At 70.2% G+C, this 15,389-nt stretch carries 17 protein-coding genes, 1 tRNA gene and 1 pseudogene; 11 read left to right on the forward strand and 8 right to left on the reverse strand.

The genetic code is table 11. The features are described 5' to 3' along the window. Positions 1 to 46 precede the first annotated feature (46 nt). Positions 47 to 895, forward strand: a complete 849-nt coding sequence (locus ACQP1V_RS05310) for an alpha/beta fold hydrolase (RefSeq protein WP_067140864.1) — start codon at positions 47 to 49, stop codon at positions 893 to 895. Here the strand turns inward: ACQP1V_RS05310 and ACQP1V_RS05315 are convergent. From ACQP1V_RS05315 to ACQP1V_RS05325, 3 genes are all read right to left on the reverse strand, one after another. Beyond that, a complete protein-coding gene (locus ACQP1V_RS05315; RefSeq protein ID WP_433419374.1) occupies positions 882 to 1,844 on the reverse strand; it encodes a LysR family transcriptional regulator in 963 nt (320 codons plus the stop codon). The two genes, ACQP1V_RS05310 and ACQP1V_RS05315, sit on opposite strands and share 14 nt — an antisense overlap. Before the next feature lie 193 nt (positions 1,845 to 2,037). Further along, the gene (locus ACQP1V_RS05320; protein ID WP_433419377.1) at positions 2,038 to 2,595 is read right to left on the reverse strand and encodes a helix-turn-helix domain-containing protein; all 558 of its coding nucleotides are present in this window, start codon (positions 2,593 to 2,595) and stop codon (positions 2,038 to 2,040) included. A 295-nt stretch (positions 2,596 to 2,890) separates the two neighbouring features. After that, a tRNA-Arg gene (locus ACQP1V_RS05325) sits at positions 2,891 to 2,963 on the reverse strand. Positions 2,964 to 3,158: 195 nt separating this feature from the next. Here ACQP1V_RS05325 and ACQP1V_RS05330 point away from each other — a divergent pair. The 4 genes from ACQP1V_RS05330 (at position 3,159) to ACQP1V_RS05345 (ending at position 6,978) form a co-directional block, all read left to right on the forward strand. Next, on the forward strand, positions 3,159 to 3,578 hold the full coding sequence (locus ACQP1V_RS05330; RefSeq protein ID WP_433419379.1) for a hypothetical protein: 420 nt from the start codon (positions 3,159 to 3,161) through the stop codon (positions 3,576 to 3,578). Between the two features lie 133 nt (positions 3,579 to 3,711). Further along, entirely contained in the window at positions 3,712 to 4,779 is a 1,068-nt protein-coding gene (locus tag ACQP1V_RS05335) for a D-alanyl-D-alanine carboxypeptidase family protein (RefSeq protein WP_433419382.1), read from the forward strand. 889 nt (positions 4,780 to 5,668) lie between these two features. Further along, positions 5,669 to 6,178, forward strand: coding sequence for a DUF2243 domain-containing protein (locus tag ACQP1V_RS05340; RefSeq protein WP_067140855.1), 510 nt, complete (start codon positions 5,669 to 5,671; stop codon positions 6,176 to 6,178). Then, complete coding sequence (locus ACQP1V_RS05345; RefSeq protein ID WP_433419385.1) at positions 6,175 to 6,978, forward strand: cytochrome c oxidase assembly protein; 804 nt, start codon at positions 6,175 to 6,177, stop codon at positions 6,976 to 6,978. The genes ACQP1V_RS05340 and ACQP1V_RS05345 overlap by 4 nt, the downstream gene beginning before the upstream one ends. A gap of 166 nt (positions 6,979 to 7,144) precedes the next feature. Here ACQP1V_RS05345 and ACQP1V_RS05350 read toward each other — a convergent pair whose 3' ends face one another. Further along, a complete protein-coding gene (locus ACQP1V_RS05350; protein ID WP_433419388.1) occupies positions 7,145 to 7,735 on the reverse strand; it encodes an SAF domain-containing protein in 591 nt (196 codons plus the stop codon). 5 nt (positions 7,736 to 7,740) lie between these two features. Continuing rightward, positions 7,741 to 8,547, reverse strand: coding sequence for an S-methyl-5'-thioadenosine phosphorylase (locus ACQP1V_RS05355; protein ID WP_387416262.1), 807 nt, complete (start codon positions 8,545 to 8,547; stop codon positions 7,741 to 7,743). 200 nt (positions 8,548 to 8,747) lie between these two features. Here ACQP1V_RS05355 and ACQP1V_RS05360 point away from each other — a divergent pair, with 200 nt between their 5' ends. After that, positions 8,748 to 8,900, forward strand: coding sequence for a hypothetical protein (locus ACQP1V_RS05360; protein WP_387416317.1), 153 nt, complete (start codon positions 8,748 to 8,750; stop codon positions 8,898 to 8,900). Between the two features lie 62 nt (positions 8,901 to 8,962). Here the strand turns inward: ACQP1V_RS05360 and ACQP1V_RS05365 are convergent. The 3 genes and pseudogenes from ACQP1V_RS05365 to ACQP1V_RS05375 form a co-directional block, all read right to left on the reverse strand. Beyond that, positions 8,963 to 9,055, reverse strand: a pseudogene (locus ACQP1V_RS05365) (FmdB family zinc ribbon protein); the annotation flags it as partial. A 263-nt stretch (positions 9,056 to 9,318) separates the two neighbouring features. Continuing rightward, positions 9,319 to 10,827, reverse strand: coding sequence for a potassium/proton antiporter (locus tag ACQP1V_RS05370; RefSeq protein ID WP_433419391.1), 1,509 nt, complete (start codon positions 10,825 to 10,827; stop codon positions 9,319 to 9,321). Between the two features lie 33 nt (positions 10,828 to 10,860). Continuing rightward, positions 10,861 to 11,436 carry a 5-formyltetrahydrofolate cyclo-ligase gene (locus ACQP1V_RS05375; RefSeq protein ID WP_387416260.1) on the reverse strand — a complete coding sequence of 192 codons (576 nt, stop codon included), beginning with the start codon at positions 11,434 to 11,436 and terminating at the stop codon, positions 10,861 to 10,863. A gap of 24 nt (positions 11,437 to 11,460) precedes the next feature. Between ACQP1V_RS05375 and galU the strand changes: the two genes are divergently transcribed. The 5 genes from galU to ACQP1V_RS05400 are packed head-to-tail and all read left to right on the forward strand — an operon-like array spanning position 11,461 to position 15,312. Then, on the forward strand, positions 11,461 to 12,366 hold the full coding sequence (gene galU / locus ACQP1V_RS05380) for a UTP--glucose-1-phosphate uridylyltransferase GalU (protein ID WP_387416259.1): 906 nt from the start codon (positions 11,461 to 11,463) through the stop codon (positions 12,364 to 12,366). A gap of 15 nt (positions 12,367 to 12,381) precedes the next feature. After that, on the forward strand, positions 12,382 to 13,578 hold the full coding sequence (gene glp / locus ACQP1V_RS05385) for a molybdotransferase-like divisome protein Glp (RefSeq protein WP_433419395.1): 1,197 nt from the start codon (positions 12,382 to 12,384) through the stop codon (positions 13,576 to 13,578). Positions 13,579 to 13,630: 52 nt separating this feature from the next. Next, a complete protein-coding gene (gene moaC, locus ACQP1V_RS05390) occupies positions 13,631 to 14,137 on the forward strand; it encodes a cyclic pyranopterin monophosphate synthase MoaC (protein ID WP_433419398.1) in 507 nt (168 codons plus the stop codon). After that, complete coding sequence (locus tag ACQP1V_RS05395; protein ID WP_387416256.1) at positions 14,134 to 14,610, forward strand: MogA/MoaB family molybdenum cofactor biosynthesis protein; 477 nt, start codon at positions 14,134 to 14,136, stop codon at positions 14,608 to 14,610. Before moaC ends, ACQP1V_RS05395 begins: the two co-directional genes overlap by 4 nt. 54 nt (positions 14,611 to 14,664) lie before the next feature. Then, positions 14,665 to 15,312, forward strand: a complete 648-nt coding sequence (locus ACQP1V_RS05400) for a GNAT family N-acetyltransferase (protein WP_067140826.1) — start codon at positions 14,665 to 14,667, stop codon at positions 15,310 to 15,312. The last annotated feature ends 77 nt before the right edge of the window (positions 15,313 to 15,389 follow it).

Genomic DNA, 15,389 nt, shown 5'->3' on the forward strand with positions numbered 1-15,389 from the left:
GTGAGCCGGCCGGAGGCCGGCGCGACAGAGTACTGAATGAGGACACGTGGGAACCGACCTGTTCGTCCGAGAATACGGGCGGGACGCAGCAGATGCGCCCGCCATCCTCATCCTGCACGGCGCCGTGGAGTCCGGCGCGTGCTTCGGCGACGCCGTTGACCGCTGGGGCGGTGACTACCACATCGTGGCGCCGGACGCGCGGGGCCATGGGAAGTCGCCCAGCCGTCTGCCCGAGCATGAGGGCGTTCCGTCCACCGACGTGATGGTGCAGGACGCGATCGACATCCTCAAGGACATGCTCGACGAGACCGGGCGCAAGACGCTCATCGTCGGGCACTCCATGGGCGCGCGGATCGCCGCCTTCGTCGCCGCCGACGCCCCGCACCTCGTGGCCGGCGTCGTGCTCGAGGACCCGCCGTGGTGGGTGCCGGAGGCCGGTCCCAACCCGTGGCTCAGCGTCGAGCAGCCCCCCAAGGACCCCTTCGACTACGCCGACACGGCGTCGGTCGAGGAGCTCATGGACATGCAGCGCGAGCTCAATCCCCACTGGGCGGAGCAGGAGCTGCGTCCGCTCGCCGAGGCGATGAAGGCCGTCGACACCGACTACATGGAGCAGCGGCTCCATGAGAAGCGACGGATCTGGACGCCGACCGCGCGGCAGATCACGGTAGGCCCGGCCGGCGTACCGGCGCTGCTCGTCACCGGCACCGGCGACGTCATCGTCGACAAGCACTCCCGTGAGCGCCTCACGGCCGTCGCGCCCGGCTTCGACGTCGTCGTGATCGAGGGCGCCCACCACTGCGTGCGCCGCGACAAGCCGGACGAGTACCACCGGCACGTCGACGCCTTCCTCCGCGAGAACGCGCCGTCGGCCGGAGCCGTCACTCGACGCTGAAGGTGTCGGACCGCGCGAGCGGGCCGTAGATCTCCGAGTCCGGCGCGGCGACGGCGGCCCGCATCGCCTCCAGCCCCGCGCGTACGACGGGGTGGCCCTGGTTGTCGCGCCGCGTCGTCATGATCACCTTGCGCAGTGGCGCGATGCCGCGCGTCGGCAGGATCGTCACCCAGTCGGCGTCGCGGGCGGAGAGCGCGGACTCCGGCACCAGGCAGATCCCCGCCTCGGCGGCGACCAGCGCCAGCGCGGCGCGGTAGTCGTCCAAGACGTGGGTGATCGGCGGGTGGAAGCCGAGCTCGGCGCACGCCTGCAGCACCATCGTGCGGCACGGGTTACCGGGTGAGGGCATGATCCAGCCCTCCTCGGTGAGCTGCGTGAGCGCGATGCCCTCCTCGCCGGCCAGCGGGTGCGCGTGGGGGAGGACGGCCTTGAACCGTTCGATGTAGAGCGGGAACTTCACGATGTCGGGGGAGTCGCGCTCGGGGTCGGACTCGTACTCCAGGCTGACGGTCACGTCGATATCGCCGCGCATCAGCATCCGGTGGCTCATGTGCACCTCCGCGTCGATGACTGTGACGTCGACGCCCGGCGCCTGACGGCGCAGCTCGACGATGGCGGGTGCCACCAACCAGCTGATCGCCGTGGGGAAGGCGCCGATCCGGAGCTGCCCGAGGACACCGCCCGCGTGCGCGGCCAGGTCGGCCTCGGCGATCTTCAGCCGGGAGCTGATCTCCTCGGCGTGCCCGGCGAGGATGCGCCCGGCCGGCGTGAGCGCCAGCTTGCGCCCCGTGCGTACGACGAGCGCGTGGCCGACCTCGCGCTCGAGCGACGCGAGCTGTTGCGACACCGCGGACGGCGTCAGGTGCAGCGCCGCCGCGGTCGCGGTGACCGAGTCGGACAGCACGAAGGCACGGAGGACGAGGAGACGTCGGGGGTCGATCGTGGGCACGCGGGCTCCGTCGAGAGTCGGCCGGGCGTCCGTCGCGGTGGGGGCATCCGAGAGGCGGGACCGGGGAACCCCGATGCTAGTGGGCCGTCACGTAACCTTGGCCAGGTAACCGGTCCGGCTTCGGATCGGCGAGCTGGCGGCGAAGTTCGTTCTGGGTTCCGCTCTCAAGTCCAATGGCCTGAACTCATCGACGCTAGGTCACTCGCCCATCGGTGGGTGGGTGATCGTAGAGGTCCAGGACACGCTGCATCTTGGCGATGAAGTGCGGGTCGGTGGAGGACTTCCATGTCGTGGTGGTCTGCCAGGTCACCCCGCCTTTGCGGAGGATCCGCCGCAGGTGCTCGCGGCTGATCGCCGCCACCACCCCGCGGGTGATGAGGTGCTCGGCCAGGGTGCGCAGACTCCAGGTGGAGTGTCCGGTGATGCCCCATTCGGCGGGGGCCGTCTTGGCGATCAGGCAGATGTGTTCACGCACCTGGCTACCGATCGTTCGTGGACGGCCCCCGCTCCATTTTGGGTCCAGTGCGTCAAACCCCTTCTCGTTGAAGGCGTGGATGACGTCGCGTACGTAGTCGTCGCTGACCTGCATCAACGAGGTGATGTCCGGGACGCTTTGGCCCTGGCCGGACATCATGACCACGATCGCCCGCCGGAGCTTGACCGGATCCTTCGCGCTTCGCGTGATCCGCTGTAGCTTGCGGCCTTCTTCCATGGTTAACGGCCGGACGAACACTTCCGGTCGGCGAGCCACGACCACCTCCCAACGTTGAAGAGGTAGCCAGCCTGGCGGGTTCCCCGCTGAAGATCAATTACCCGTCCGAGATTCGGTGACGGGCCACGAGAAGTGATCGCCTTGCCCGTGTATCTGACGGGGGCGTTTGGCGGAGCCGTGCCGAAAACCAGCCTGCGAACTGCGGAAACAGCGCCACGCCTGGTTCGCGATCATTGGCCTACGGCTGCATATCGCTGCTCTCGGCTGCCTCTGTCCCGCCGACTGCTCCTGTACGGAAGTGCAGGTCAGACGGTGAATGGCAAGGTTAAAGAAGTGCCCCCGGCAGGATTCGAACCTGCGGCACCCGCTTTAGGAGAGCGGTGCTCTATCCCCTGAGCTACGGAGGCGATACGTGCCCCGTAAGCCTAGCGAAAGGTTGGCACCACGTGCGCCGCTGGGGCCGATAAGTCGCTTGAGTTCATGGTCATCGCTGCCCTGATGGGCGGTAAAGCCCTGGCAAGCGCTCAGGCCGGTGCTAGCTTACCCGATTACCGTCACGCTTCGTGACTATGTGGCGACGTAGACGGAATCGCGGCATCCGCTTGCTTCTCCTGGCGATGGCCGCGCCGGCGATCCTCGCCCTCGGCCTGCTCGCGGGTGAGCTGGCCGGTTACGGAGACCCGGGGCATGGGCCGCTCGCCGAGGCGGCGCCGCAGCAACCGCCGCCACGGGTAGTTGTCCGTCCCGGGCCGCCTGACCTGCTTTATCAGGCGCTGGTGCCGCTCTATCAGGGGATCATGCCGCGTCCGCGGGTCCGCCGCCCTCAGTCCCCGCTGAGGGCGGCTGTACGGCCGAGGGCGGGGGAGAGGAAGCGGCCGCCGCGGAAGGTGACGTCATCTGGCCGGAAGCGGCCGCCGGCGAGGACGGCCGAGCGGAGCGCCGGGGAGTTCGCATGCGCACGCGAATGGCAGGACACCTGGCTGTGGGAGCTGTGCCAGGAGCGGGCGCACCAGACCACCTGACAGGTTGACGCGCGACCTCGGGCATTCGGCTCGCTGTAGTAACGTGCGTCCCTGACCCGGGTCATGAATTCGCAATGGAGGAGTCATCGTGCCATCTCCTCGATCGGCGGGCCTGATCGCGGTTGTCACGGCGATGACTTCCCTCGCCGGCGGGGCCGTCGACAGCCCCGCCCATGCGAGTGGCGCCGCCCATGCGAGCGGCGCCCTACGCCAAGAAGCGGCCGTCGTCGCGATCAAGGAGCCGACCAACCTCACCGAGTTGCGTCGCGAGGCCCAGAAAGCGTTCCAGGGCATTGAGGACGCCAACAGGGCGCTCAAAGCTCGGCAGAAGCAGTTCGACGCGTTGGAGAAACGGGTCGCCGCGAAGCTGACCCAGCTCCAGGGCGCCGATCAGGAACTGGCCAAGGTCCGCCAGCCCCTGTCCGAGATCGTCGAGTACATCTACCAGGACCCGGCGGCGAACAGCATGGGGAGCTTTTTCCCCGCCGGAGACGGCACGTCCACCCTCCGGGCACTCAGCGACGTCAACCACATAGTGGCGGAACAGAACAATGTCGTGTCCGACGCGAGCAAGCTCCTTCAGCAGCGCGAGCAACTGGCCAAGGAAGCCCAGGAACTGCGCGCGGAGAACCTGCTCCAGGAGGCCCAGCTCGACGCCGAGATCGACGCGCTGCGCAAGCGATCGAACACCCTCGTCAAATCGCTCACGCGGGCGCTGGTCAAACTGGGCGTCAAGGTCAACGCCAACAATCGCGGTACGGGCGCCTGCGACCCGACGCGGGTCGACCTCGCCGCGCAGTACCCCAACGGCCTGCTCCCGAGGGCCTATCTCTGCCCGCTTCCGCAGAAGGGCGAGGAGCTGCGCGCCGACGCGGCGATCGCCTTCGCCGATCTCAACGTGGCCTACCAGAAGCGGTTCGGCGCGCCCATCTGCGTCTCCGACAGTTATCGCAGCCTCCCCGAACAACAGGCCGTTTACTACCAGCGTCCCGGCTTGGCCGCCACGCCCGGCAAGAGCAACCATGGCCTGGGCATGGCCGTCGATCTCTGCGGTGGGGTGCAGATCTTCCGGTCTGTGCAGTTCAACTGGCTTGAGGCGAACTCGAAGCGTTTCGGCTTCATTCACCCCGATTGGTCGTATCGCAGCCCCTTCGAGCCGTGGCACTGGGAGTACGACCCCAAGGTGGGTTCCCTGCTCTGATCCGTTTCGCCCCGGTCGGTACTGCTCGGCCTGACCGGGGACGTCTCCCCATCGAAGCCGGCCACCAGCGCCGCCACGGCGGTGGCGTCATCTGCGTCGATCGCGGCGCGGACCTCATCCCAGGCGTTCGTCATGATCGCGACAATAGGGAGGCCCTCCGACAATCCGGTGAGATCCACCGGGCCGCCGTCCGCCCACGCGGTGAAGCGGCGGCGGGCGGCCGATCAGACACCGTGGCCAACGGCGTTTCCTGCGCTCTGATCTGCGGTTTCCGCGCTTAGCATCGGGTCTGATCGGGTGCCGTCCTGATCCGCGGCCGCGCCGGCCGCCGTCCTCGATCCCTCGGCCCAACGGGGTGAAGGGAAGGGAATGGCGGGTCGGTCCAGGGTGCCAACCCACTGACGTGGAGAACTCTGGGGAAGCCGGTTCCGGCCGGCCGCCGAGTGCCGAGGAACTGGACGGGGCCGTGCACCAGTGACCGGCCGAGCGCGGCAGGACCAGGGGGCCGAGCGTGCGGGGCGGGACCGGAAGGCCGAGCGCTGGCAGGGCCAGGGGGCCGAGCAAGCGGGCGGGGGCTGGAAGGCCGGGCGACTCGGCCGAGCCGGGTGGCTGGCATCCGCGCGGAAATGAGGGCTGGTGTGGACGAGGCGCTCGGCACATCGGGGACCGGACGCATCGGATCCGTGTGGACTCCTCCAGACGGCGTCGGTGTGACGGCAGGAGAGGGTTGATGATGGCGACCAGAGCGACGGGACCGGACGGACCTGATGGACCAGGCAGGCGACGCGGACCAGGTGGGTCCGACGGGCCGGGTGGGCCGACCGGACCTGGCGAGGCGGGGGGAACGGGCGGACCGAGGAGACGCGGCGGAGTAGGCGGGGCGGCCGACGTGACGCCGGACATCGCCCTGCCCGCGGTGATCCTCGGCGTGGGGCTCGGCGGATTCGTGGACGGCATCATGCTCCATCAGGTTCTGCAATGGCATCACATGCTCAGTGGCACCGACAGCGACAACATCGGGGTGCGCTACTACCCGGTGGACACCGTGCCCGGTCTGCGGATGAACACGATGTGGGACGGGTTCTTCCATGTGTTCACCTGGACGGCGGTGCTGGTGGGCCTGGCCATGCTGTACTCGCGGATGTCCCATCGCCGCAGGCGCATCTGGGCGTCGCGGGTGCTGTGGGGCTGGGCGCTGGTCGGCTGGGGCCTGTTCAACCTCGTCGAGGGCATCGTGGACCACCACATCCTCGCCATCCACCACGTACGCAGCGGGCCGTACCAGATGTGGTGGGACATCGGCTTCCTCGTGCTGGGCGCGCTGTTCGTCGCCGGAGGGTGGCTGCTGCAGCGGGGTGCCCGCCGCGTCGGCGCGACCGCAGCGGCCTCCGCCTGGTGACCGGGCACGCGCACGAGGGGCACGCCGGAACGACCGCGTGGCCACTGATCGCGGTCATCGTGGTCGCCGTCGCCGGGTATCTGCTGCTCGCCCGAGGCCGACGGCGTGAGCCCAGAGGGTGGAGCGGCGGGCGGGTGGCGAGCGCCGTCATTGGTGCGGTGCTGCTCGCCGTCGCGCTGCTCCCGCCGGTCGCGACCTTCGCCGAACACGATTTCCGCGGCCACATGCTGCAACATCTTCTTCTCGGGATGTTGGCGCCGATGGCCCTCGTGCTGGGGGCTCCGCTGACGCTGCTGCTGCGGTCGCTCCCCGCGGCGGGCAGGCGTCGCGTGGCGCGACTGCTGCACAGCCGGCCCGCGCGGGTGCTCGCCGATCCATGGCTCGCGCTGGCGCTCAACCTGGGCGGCATGGCGGCGCTGTACTTCACCCCGCTGTATCGGCTGGTCGTAGACGGCCAGGTGCCGCATCACCTCGTGCACCTCCATTTCGTGCTGGCTGGGTACCTGTTCGGGTGGGCCGTCGCGGGGCCGGACCCGGCACCCCGGCGACCATCCGTGCGGACGAGGCTGGTGGTCCTGGGTGTGGCGATCACCGCGCACGCCGCGCTGGCCCAGCTCATGTATGCCGGGCTCCTCGTCGACGTACGGGTGCCCGTGACGGAACTGCGTGGCGCCGCCGAGATCATGTACTACGGAGGCGACATCGCGGAGTTGTTGCTGGCCATGGCCTTGTTGGTGACCTGGCGCCCGACCCCCCGAAAGGGGAGGAGTCGGACCCAAGCGACAGCCGTCGCCTCGTAGTCGTCCCGGGAGGGCGTCCGAAGACGACGATCCTGGCTGTCCCGGGAGGGCGTCCGAGAACGGTGATCCTGGCGATCCCGTGCGGTGCGCCTGCGCGCTGTCGGGGCGCTCAGCTCCCATCCCGCGATCGCGCAGGCGCCCGTACTGTTCCTCATGATCTGCGGAGCTATCGCGGGTGGACGGTCACCGAGAGCCGGCTGGCCGACTGTGCCCGGGCGAGGGCGAGCGCCTGCTCGCTCGTGGTGGCGAGAACCAGGAGCGCGCCCTCGATCGTCCCGGTCACCGGCCGGGTCACGACGGCGACCTCCCGGGCGACGGTGACCGCCTGAGCGGTTTCCTGGCCGAAGGCCGCGAGGACGTCGACCACGTCGCCCGGCGAGAGCAGGGTGGCCGCGTCGGCGTCCGCGATCCGCACCGGCGTCGCGACCAGCCCGGAGCCCAGAGCCGCCAGGAAACCGCGTCCCAGCAGCCGGACATCGGTCAGGAGCTCTCCCCGGCGCACCGGCCCGGACAGGACCCCGCCCACGACCGAGGCACGTTCGTCGAACGCGCCGTCGGGCACCGCCTCGGGCGGCAGCCGTACGACGGTGACGTCGGCCGCGGACAGCCGGCCACCGGGGAGGTCGCGGGCCGCGGTGACGACGGCGACGCCAGGTGGCGGCCGCACCGAGAGCAGCGCGCACGCCACGCAGATGGCGGCGAGCGACGCGGCGATGAGGCGGCGATGCCGGGCGAGCCGACGGCTCAGGGCACGCATCAGGATCAGGGGAGCGCGATCGGGAGCGGGATGCCGTCGAGGACGCTGCCGCAGGGACAGTCGCGCTCCTCCGGCAGCGCCGCCACGGCCCGTTCGATGAGCCCTCGCATCCGCTCGACGTTGGCGGCGAAGACGGCGAGGACCTCCTCGTGGGTGACGCCCTCGCCCGCCATCACCCCGGCGTCATGGTCGGTGACCAGGGAGATCGAGGTGTAACACAGGGCGAGTTCGCGGGCGAGCACGGCCTCGGGCATCGTCGTCATGCCGATGATCGACCAGCCGGACCCGGCGTACGACTGGGACTCGGCTCTTGTGGAGAAGCGCGGCCCCTCGATCACCACGAGCGCGCCGCCGTCGACGGCGGGCCACCCGCTCTCGCGGGCGGCGCTCACGGCGACGCCGCGTCCGTTGGGGCAGTAGGGATCGGCGAACGACACGTGGACGGCGGCGCCGGCGTCGTAGTACGTCCGCTCACGGCTGATCGTCCGGTCCACGATCTGGTCGGGGACCACGAGGGTGCCCGGGCCGTATTCGGCGCGGAGCGAGCCGACGGCGCACGGCGCGAGGACCTGGCGGACGCCGAGCGACCGCAGCGCCCACATGTTGGCGCGATAAGGGATGCGATGAGGCGGATGCACGTGTCCGCGACCGTGCCGGGGGAGGAACGCCACGGAGCGCCCGCCGATGCGCCCCAGCGTGATCGTGTCGCTGGGCGGCCCGTACGGAGTGGCGACCTGGATCTCTTCGGCGTCGTCGAGCAGGGAGTAGAACCCCGAACCGCCGATGACGCCGATGTCTGCGCGAGTGACCATGGGGCGACCCTAAGCGAAAGGGCGCCGGGGGCGATTCGGGCCTGTGGATAACTTCGCGCGCTGCTCGCCGCCGGCCATGCCGGGCACTCCACGCTGTCCGGTGTGGCGCCGCACCCCGCAGGGGAAGCGTGCCGCCCGGCGAGGCCCGGCCGAGCCGGGCCTGGGGCCGTACCGGACTGTCCGGAGGCTAAGCCGCGGACGTGCTGCTCGACGCGGTGGCCGGAGCGGCCGACGAACCGGCGGACTCGGTCTTCGCGGCGGGGGCGGACTCCGTCTTCGACGAGTCGCCGGAGGTCGAGGTGGTCGACGTCGTGGACTTCGACGAGCTGGAGGACCGGTTGTCGGTGCGGTAGAAACCGGATCCCTTGAACACGATGCCGACGGCGGAGAACACCTTGCGCAGCTTGCCGGCGCATTGCGGACAGTCGGTGAGCGGGGCGTCCGAGAACTTCTGGACTGCCTCCAGCTGCTCACCGCAAGCGGTACAGGCGTACTGGTAGGTGGGCACGCGCTCCTCCTGAAACTAGCACTCAACCGGTGCGACTGCTAATGGTACGCAGCCGAGAAGCATAAACGCTACTCAGGGCCTGTTTATTGCCTACCGGCGACCGGGCCGCCCCCTTGTGACCTGCCGGAACGCCGGTGCCGTACGCGGAACGGGCGGCGGCCGGGGCGTTCACGCCCGTTCGGGCGCGTTCCGGGGGTCACGCTTCAAGAGATGCCGCAATCACATGCCGGGACACCGGGTGTCCACATGGTGAGATGACAGCCTCAGGTGGTGCCGCGTTCGCCGTACCAGCCGGCCAGCTTGCCCTTGCGGCTCACGGCGCGCAGGCGTCGCTCGACCTCCTCCCGCTGCGCGGCCGTGGTCACCACGAGGAGCTGGTCCCCGGCCTCCAACTGCGTGGTCGGCGTCGGGACGAAGGAGCGTCCCTCGCGTACGACCATCGTCACCGCCGCGTTCGTCGGAAGTCGCAGCTCGAAGATCTCCACGCCGTGCATCAGCGAGCCGACGGGTATTCGCACCTGCAGCAGGTCGGCCTTCAGTTCCTCCAGTGGCGCGGCCTCGACGTCGATGTCCCGGGCCTCCCCTTCCGCGCTGATGCCGAGCACCTTGGCCAGGAGGGACAGGGTGGGCCCCTGCAGCAGCGTGAAAACGACCACGATGATGAAGACCTCGTTGAACACCCCCTTGGCCCCGATCATGCCGTCCGCCCACGGAATCGTGGCCAGGACGATGGGGACCGCGCCGCGGAGCCCGGCCCAGGAGAGGAAGACCTGCTCTCTCCAGGAGATCCGGTCGATCCGGGCGAGACGTACGAGAAGGGCGCTGACGGCGACGGAGATCGGGCGGGCGAGCAGCACGAGGACCAAGCCCGCCAGCAGGCCGGGGACGATCGTCTGAGGCAGCTCGGCCGGGCTGGCGAGCATGCCCAGCATGACGAAGAGCCCGATCTGCGCCAGCCACGCCGAGCCCTCCGCGAAGCCCCTGGTGGCGGCCCGGTGCGGCAGCCGGCTGTTCCCGATGATCAGGGTCGCGAGATATACGGCGAGGAAACCGCTCGCGTGGAGCTGCACGGCCCCCGTGTACGTGAGGAACGCGACGGCCATGACGGCGATCGGATAGAGGCCGGAGGCGGGGAGCGCCACCCGGCGCAGCAGGTATGCCGCCAGGGGCCCGATCGCCAGCCCGAGCGTCGCGCCCGCCGCCAGCTCGTACGCCGCGTTGACCAGGATCTCCCACACGGACGGTAGGGGCTCGGAGGGCAGGCTGAGCATGGTCACGACGATCACGGTCGGCGCGTCGTTGAAACCCGACTCCGCCTCCAGCACGCCCGCGAGCCGCGGCGGCAGCGGAAGCCGCCGCAGCACGGAGAAGACGGCCGCCGCGTCGGTCGAGGCGAGTACCGCGCCGAGCAACAGCGACATCCGCCAGCTCATGTCGAGCACGTTGTACACGGCCAGCGCGAACACCACGATGCTGACGGCGACGCCGACCGTGGCCAGGACCAGGGCCGAGGGCACCGCGCGGCGCACGCTCTGCCAGTTGGTGGTGAGGCCGCCCTCCGCGAGGATGATGGCGAGCGCGACGAGACCGAGTTGCTGGGAGAGGGCCGCGTTCTCGAAGTGGATGTGCGCGAAGCCCGCCTCACCCAGCAGCAGGCCGAGGCCGAGGTAGATCAGCAGGCTGGGGAGGCCGGTGCGATGGGCGAGGCGGACTGAGACGATTGCCGTGATCACGACGATGGCGGACAGGAGCAGCCATACGTTCAGCCCCACCTGCCCCCCTTTCGCGCTCCGACGGCGCTGGCGTCACATTTGTTGCATCCGAATAATACCGGTCGGTAAAGCCCCAAACATGACTCGCTGATCATGCGATTCGGCGGGAATCCCCTCGATCAGCTCCCCTTCATGCAGCAGTGCCACGGTCGGGACGTTGGGTCCCACTCTGGCCAGTGCGCGGTCGTAGGACCCGCCGCCACGCCCGAGACGGACGCCCGTCGCGGGATCCACCGCGAGCGCGGGCACGATGACCAGCGCCGCCGTCTTGATCGCGTCCACGCCGCGTCGCGTGTCCACCGGCTCCATGATCCCGTACGGCCCGGGGGCGAGGGAGTCGGGACCGTCGTACACGGCCCAGTCGAGATCGTTGTCCGGTTGGAGCACCGGCAGCATCACGGTCGTGCCGTGCTTCCACAGGGCGAGGACGAGGCCGTGCGTCGACGGCTCGGACCCGATCGACCAGTAACAGGCGACCAGTCCGGCCATCTGGACCCAGGGTTGCTGGAGCAGGTTCTCTCTGACCGCTGCGGACGAATCGCGCAAGGTTTTCTCATCGAGTCCTGACCGTGTGTTAAGAATCCGTCGCCGCAGGTTCATCTTGTCCATAGCCTGCTCCATTAGTGTTCCACCATGGCTGACTTTGAGAACGTAACGAAAGCTGTCGTGCCGGCGGCGGGTCTCGGCACCCGGTTCCTGCCCGCGACCAAGGCGACGCCCAAGGAGATGTTGCCGATTGTCGACAAGCCGGCCATTCAGTATGTCGTCGAGGAAGCGGTCTCCGCTGGTCTGCTCGATGTTCTGATGGTGACCGGCCGCCACAAGCGGTCGATCGAGGACCACTTCGACGTCGCGTACGAGCTGGAGGACGCGCTGCGGGCCAAGGGCGACGAGGAGCGCCTCTCGCAGGTCCAGGAGCTCGTCGACCTCGCCACCATGCACTACGTCCGCCAGGGAGAGCCCAAGGGTCTCGGCCACGCCGTGCTGTGCGCCAAGCAGCACGTCGGCGACGAGCCGTTCGCCTGCCTCCTCGGTGACGACCTGATCGACCCCCGTGACCCCCTGCTCAAGCGCATGATCGAGGTACGCGGCACCTACGGCGGCAGCGTCATCGCCCTGATGGAGGTACCGCGCGAGCAGGTCTCCCTGTACGGCTGCGCCGCCATCGAGGCCACCGAGCAGGACGACGTGGTGCGCGTGACCGACCTGGTGGAGAAGCCGCCGGCCGACGAGGCGCCGTCCAACTGGGCGGTCATCGGCCGTTACGTGATCGACCCGGCAGTCTTCGAGGTGCTGGAGAACACCCCGCCCGGCCGTGGCGGCGAGATCCAGCTCACAGACGCCCTGCGCACGCTGGCCTCCCGCGGCCCCGACGAGGGCGGGCCCGTCCACGGCGTGTTGTTCCGCGGCCGACGTTACGACACCGGCAACAAGCTCGACTACCTGCGGACCGTCGTCCAGTTCGCGGCCGGGCGCGACGACCTCGCGCCGGAGTTCATCCCGTGGCTGCGTGAGTTCCTCGACCAGGCGGGGTCCTAGCGGGATCCTAGAGGCATGAAATCCGTCGATCGGCACCTCGCCGACATCCTCGCGACCGTGCGGCCGCTGGCCCCGCTCGAGGTCGATCTCGAACGCGCGCACGGCACCGTGCTCGCCGAGGACGTCGCTTCGCCCGTGGCGCTTCCTCCCTTCGACAACTCGGCCTTGGACGGCTACGCCGTACGTGCCGGCGACGTGGCCGGCACACCGGTCGTGCTCCCGGTGATCGAGGAGGTGGCGGCGGGAGACAGCGAACTGCGCGCGATGGGGCCGGGCATGGCCACGCGCATCATGACCGGCGCGCCCGTGCCCGCGGGTGCCGACGCCGTCGTCCCCGTCGAATGGACCGATGGCGGCACAGCCCGCGTCACCGTCCACCGGCCGGTGCCCGCGGGCAACGCCGTCCGGCGCTCAGGGGAGGACGTGCGCGCGGGCGACATCGTGCTGCGCGAAGGCGCCGTGATCGGACCGGCGCAGCTCGGCATCCTCGCCGGGGCCGGCCGCCGCCGGGTCCTCGTACGGCCCCGCCCCCGCGTCGTGGTGATGTCCACCGGAGCCGAGTTGGCCGAGCCGGGGACGCCGCTCGGCCACGGCCAGATCTGGGAGTCCAACAGCTTCATGCTGGCGGCCGCCGTACAGGAGGCCGGGGGAGAGGTCTACCGCGCCGGGGCGGTCACCGACGACCCGAAGCGGTTCCTGGAATCGCTCGAGGCCCAGCTCGTCCGGGCCGACGCGGTGATCACCAGCGGCGGCGTCTCCATGGGCGCGTACGAGCCGGTCAAGGAGGCCCTGGCCCCGCTGGGCAAGGTCGTCTTCGACAAGGTCGCCATGCAGCCCGGGATGCCGCAGGGCTTCGGCGTGGTCGGCGACGACGAGGTGCCGATCTTCACGCTGCCCGGCAACCCGGTCTCGTCGTTCGTGTCGTTCGTGGTCTTCGTCGAGCCGGCCCTGCGCAAGATGCGCGGCCTGCCCGAGGGGCCTCCCGTGACGGTACGGGCGACCATGACGGCGTCCCTGCGCTCGCCCGCGCGGAAACGCTCCTACCTGCGGGCCGTGCTGACGCAGGACGCCCAGGGCAGTACGGTGGCCCCCGTCGTCGGGCAGGGCTCGCACCAGCTCGCCGCGCTGGCCTCCGCCAACGCCCTCGTCGTCGTGCCGGAGGACGTGACCGAGCTCCCCGAGGGAGCCGAAGTGGACGTGATCCCGCTGTGAGCGGGCGCGGCCTGACCCGCGTACGCGGCGCCGTACCGGGCGAGGAGGAGAGATGAGCGACCCGACCCGCGAGCCGGCGGGCGAAACGACGCACGACCTGACGCACATCGACGAAACCGGCGCGGCACGCATGGTGGACGTCTCCGCCAAGGACGTCACGATCCGTACGGCGACCGCCACCGGGCGCGTCCTGCTCGCCGCGCCCGCCGTGGCCGCGCTCCGCGCCGGCGACGTCCCCAAGGGCGACGCGCTCGGCGTGGCCAGGATCGCCGGGATCATGGGCGCCAAGCGCACTCCCGACCTCATCCCGCTCTGCCACCCGATCGCCGTCCAAGGGGTCGAGGTCGTGCTCGACGTCGTCGACAGCGGTGTGGAGATCACCGCCAAGGTCAGGACGGCCGACCGCACCGGCGTCGAGATGGAGGCGCTGACCGCCGTCACCGTCGGGGCGCTCGCCCTGATCGACATGGTCAAGGCGGTCGATCCCGCGGCCGTCATCACCGGTGTGCGCGTCGAGGAGAAGACCGGCGGCAAGACCGGCGTCTGGACGCGGCCGTGAAAGCACTCGTGATCACCGTCTCGAACCGCGCCTCCGCCGGGATCTACGAGGACACCTCGGGGCCGCTGCTGGCGAGGCTGCTCGCCGAGGCGGGCTGCGCCACCGTCGACGGCCCGGCCGTGGTCCCCGACGGGGAGCCGGTCGAGGTGGCGCTCCGGAAAGGCCTCGCCGACGGCTACGACGTCATCGTGACGACCGGCGGCACCGGCCTCACGCCTCTCGATCTCACACCCGAGATGACGCGCCGCGTCCTCGACCGCGAGATCCCCGGCATCGCCGAGGCCGTACGGCAGGCCAACCGCGAGAAGGTGCCCGCCTCGGTCCTGTCCCGCGGTCTCGCCGGACAGGCGGGGTCCACACTGGTCGTCAACCTGCCCGGCTCCTCGGGCGGCGTACGCGACGGGATGGCGGTGCTCGCCCCGATCCTGGCCCACGCCGTGGACCAGATCCGGGGCGGCGACCACCGCCGGTGACCGGTTCCGGCACCAGCGTGGCGCCCTGGCCGTCTTCCGGGAGATGATTGACCCGTGGATCGACTTCGCGGCTGGCCGGCGGCCCTGACCGAGGGGCCCGTCGGGCTCCGCCCCCTGCGGCTGCGTGATGTCCGGGCCTGGCGGGAGACGCGGCTGCGTAATGCCGACTGGCTGCGCCCGTGGGAGCCGAGCAACCCCGAGACGCCGCTCTTCCGGACCGGCCTCGGGCCGTACGTGTCGATGGTGGGCACGCTGCGGCGCGAGGCGCGGCAGGGGCTCGCGCTGCCCTGGGTGGTCACCTACCAGGGGCAGTTCGCCGGGCAGCTCACCGTGGGCGCCGTCGTCTGGGGCTCCGCCCGCTCCGCCCAGGTCGGCTACTGGGTGGACGGCGCGCTCGCCGGGCGCGGCATCATCCCGACCGCGCTGGCCATGGCCGTCGACCACTGCTTCTTCACGACCGGGTTGCACCGCCTGGAAGCCAACATCCGGCCCGAGAACCACGCCAGCCGCAGAGTGGTGGAGAAGCTCGGCTTCCGGGAGGAGGGCGTCCGCAAGCGCCAGCTCCACATCGACGGCGCGTGGCGGGACCACATCTGCTACGCGCTGACGGTCGAGGACGTCCCGCGCGGGCTCCTCGTCCAGTGGCGGCGCGCCCGCGAGGCCGCCGCGTCCAGGCGCACGGAGACGACCCCGGGACAGTGAGCGTTTCCGGTGATCACTCACCGGGATCAAATTACATGAAGAGCTTTGACGATCTCGCGACACACCGCATCGAATGC

Source organism: Microtetraspora malaysiensis (genome assembly GCF_050947145.1).
In the GTDB taxonomy this organism is placed as follows: domain Bacteria; phylum Actinomycetota; class Actinomycetes; order Streptosporangiales; family Streptosporangiaceae; genus Microtetraspora_A; species Microtetraspora_A malaysiensis.

Excerpts from the sequence above, each read along its gene's own strand:
- ACQP1V_RS05335 (WP_433419382.1), top strand. The coding sequence starts at position 3,712 with ATGACTTCCCTCGCCGGCGGGGCCGTCGACAGCCCCGCCCATGCGAGT.
- ACQP1V_RS05350 (WP_433419388.1), bottom strand. The coding sequence starts at position 7,735 with ATGCGTGCCCTGAGCCGTCGGCTCGCCCGGCATCGCCGCCTCATCGCC.
- ACQP1V_RS05355 (WP_387416262.1), bottom strand. The coding sequence starts at position 8,547 with ATGGTCACTCGCGCAGACATCGGCGTCATCGGCGGTTCGGGGTTCTAC.
- ACQP1V_RS05375 (WP_387416260.1), bottom strand. The coding sequence starts at position 11,436 with ATGGACAAGATGAACCTGCGGCGACGGATTCTTAACACACGGTCAGGA.
- galU (WP_387416259.1), top strand. The coding sequence starts at position 11,461 with ATGGCTGACTTTGAGAACGTAACGAAAGCTGTCGTGCCGGCGGCGGGT.
- glp (WP_433419395.1), top strand. The coding sequence starts at position 12,382 with ATGAAATCCGTCGATCGGCACCTCGCCGACATCCTCGCGACCGTGCGG.
- moaC (WP_433419398.1), top strand. The coding sequence starts at position 13,631 with ATGAGCGACCCGACCCGCGAGCCGGCGGGCGAAACGACGCACGACCTG.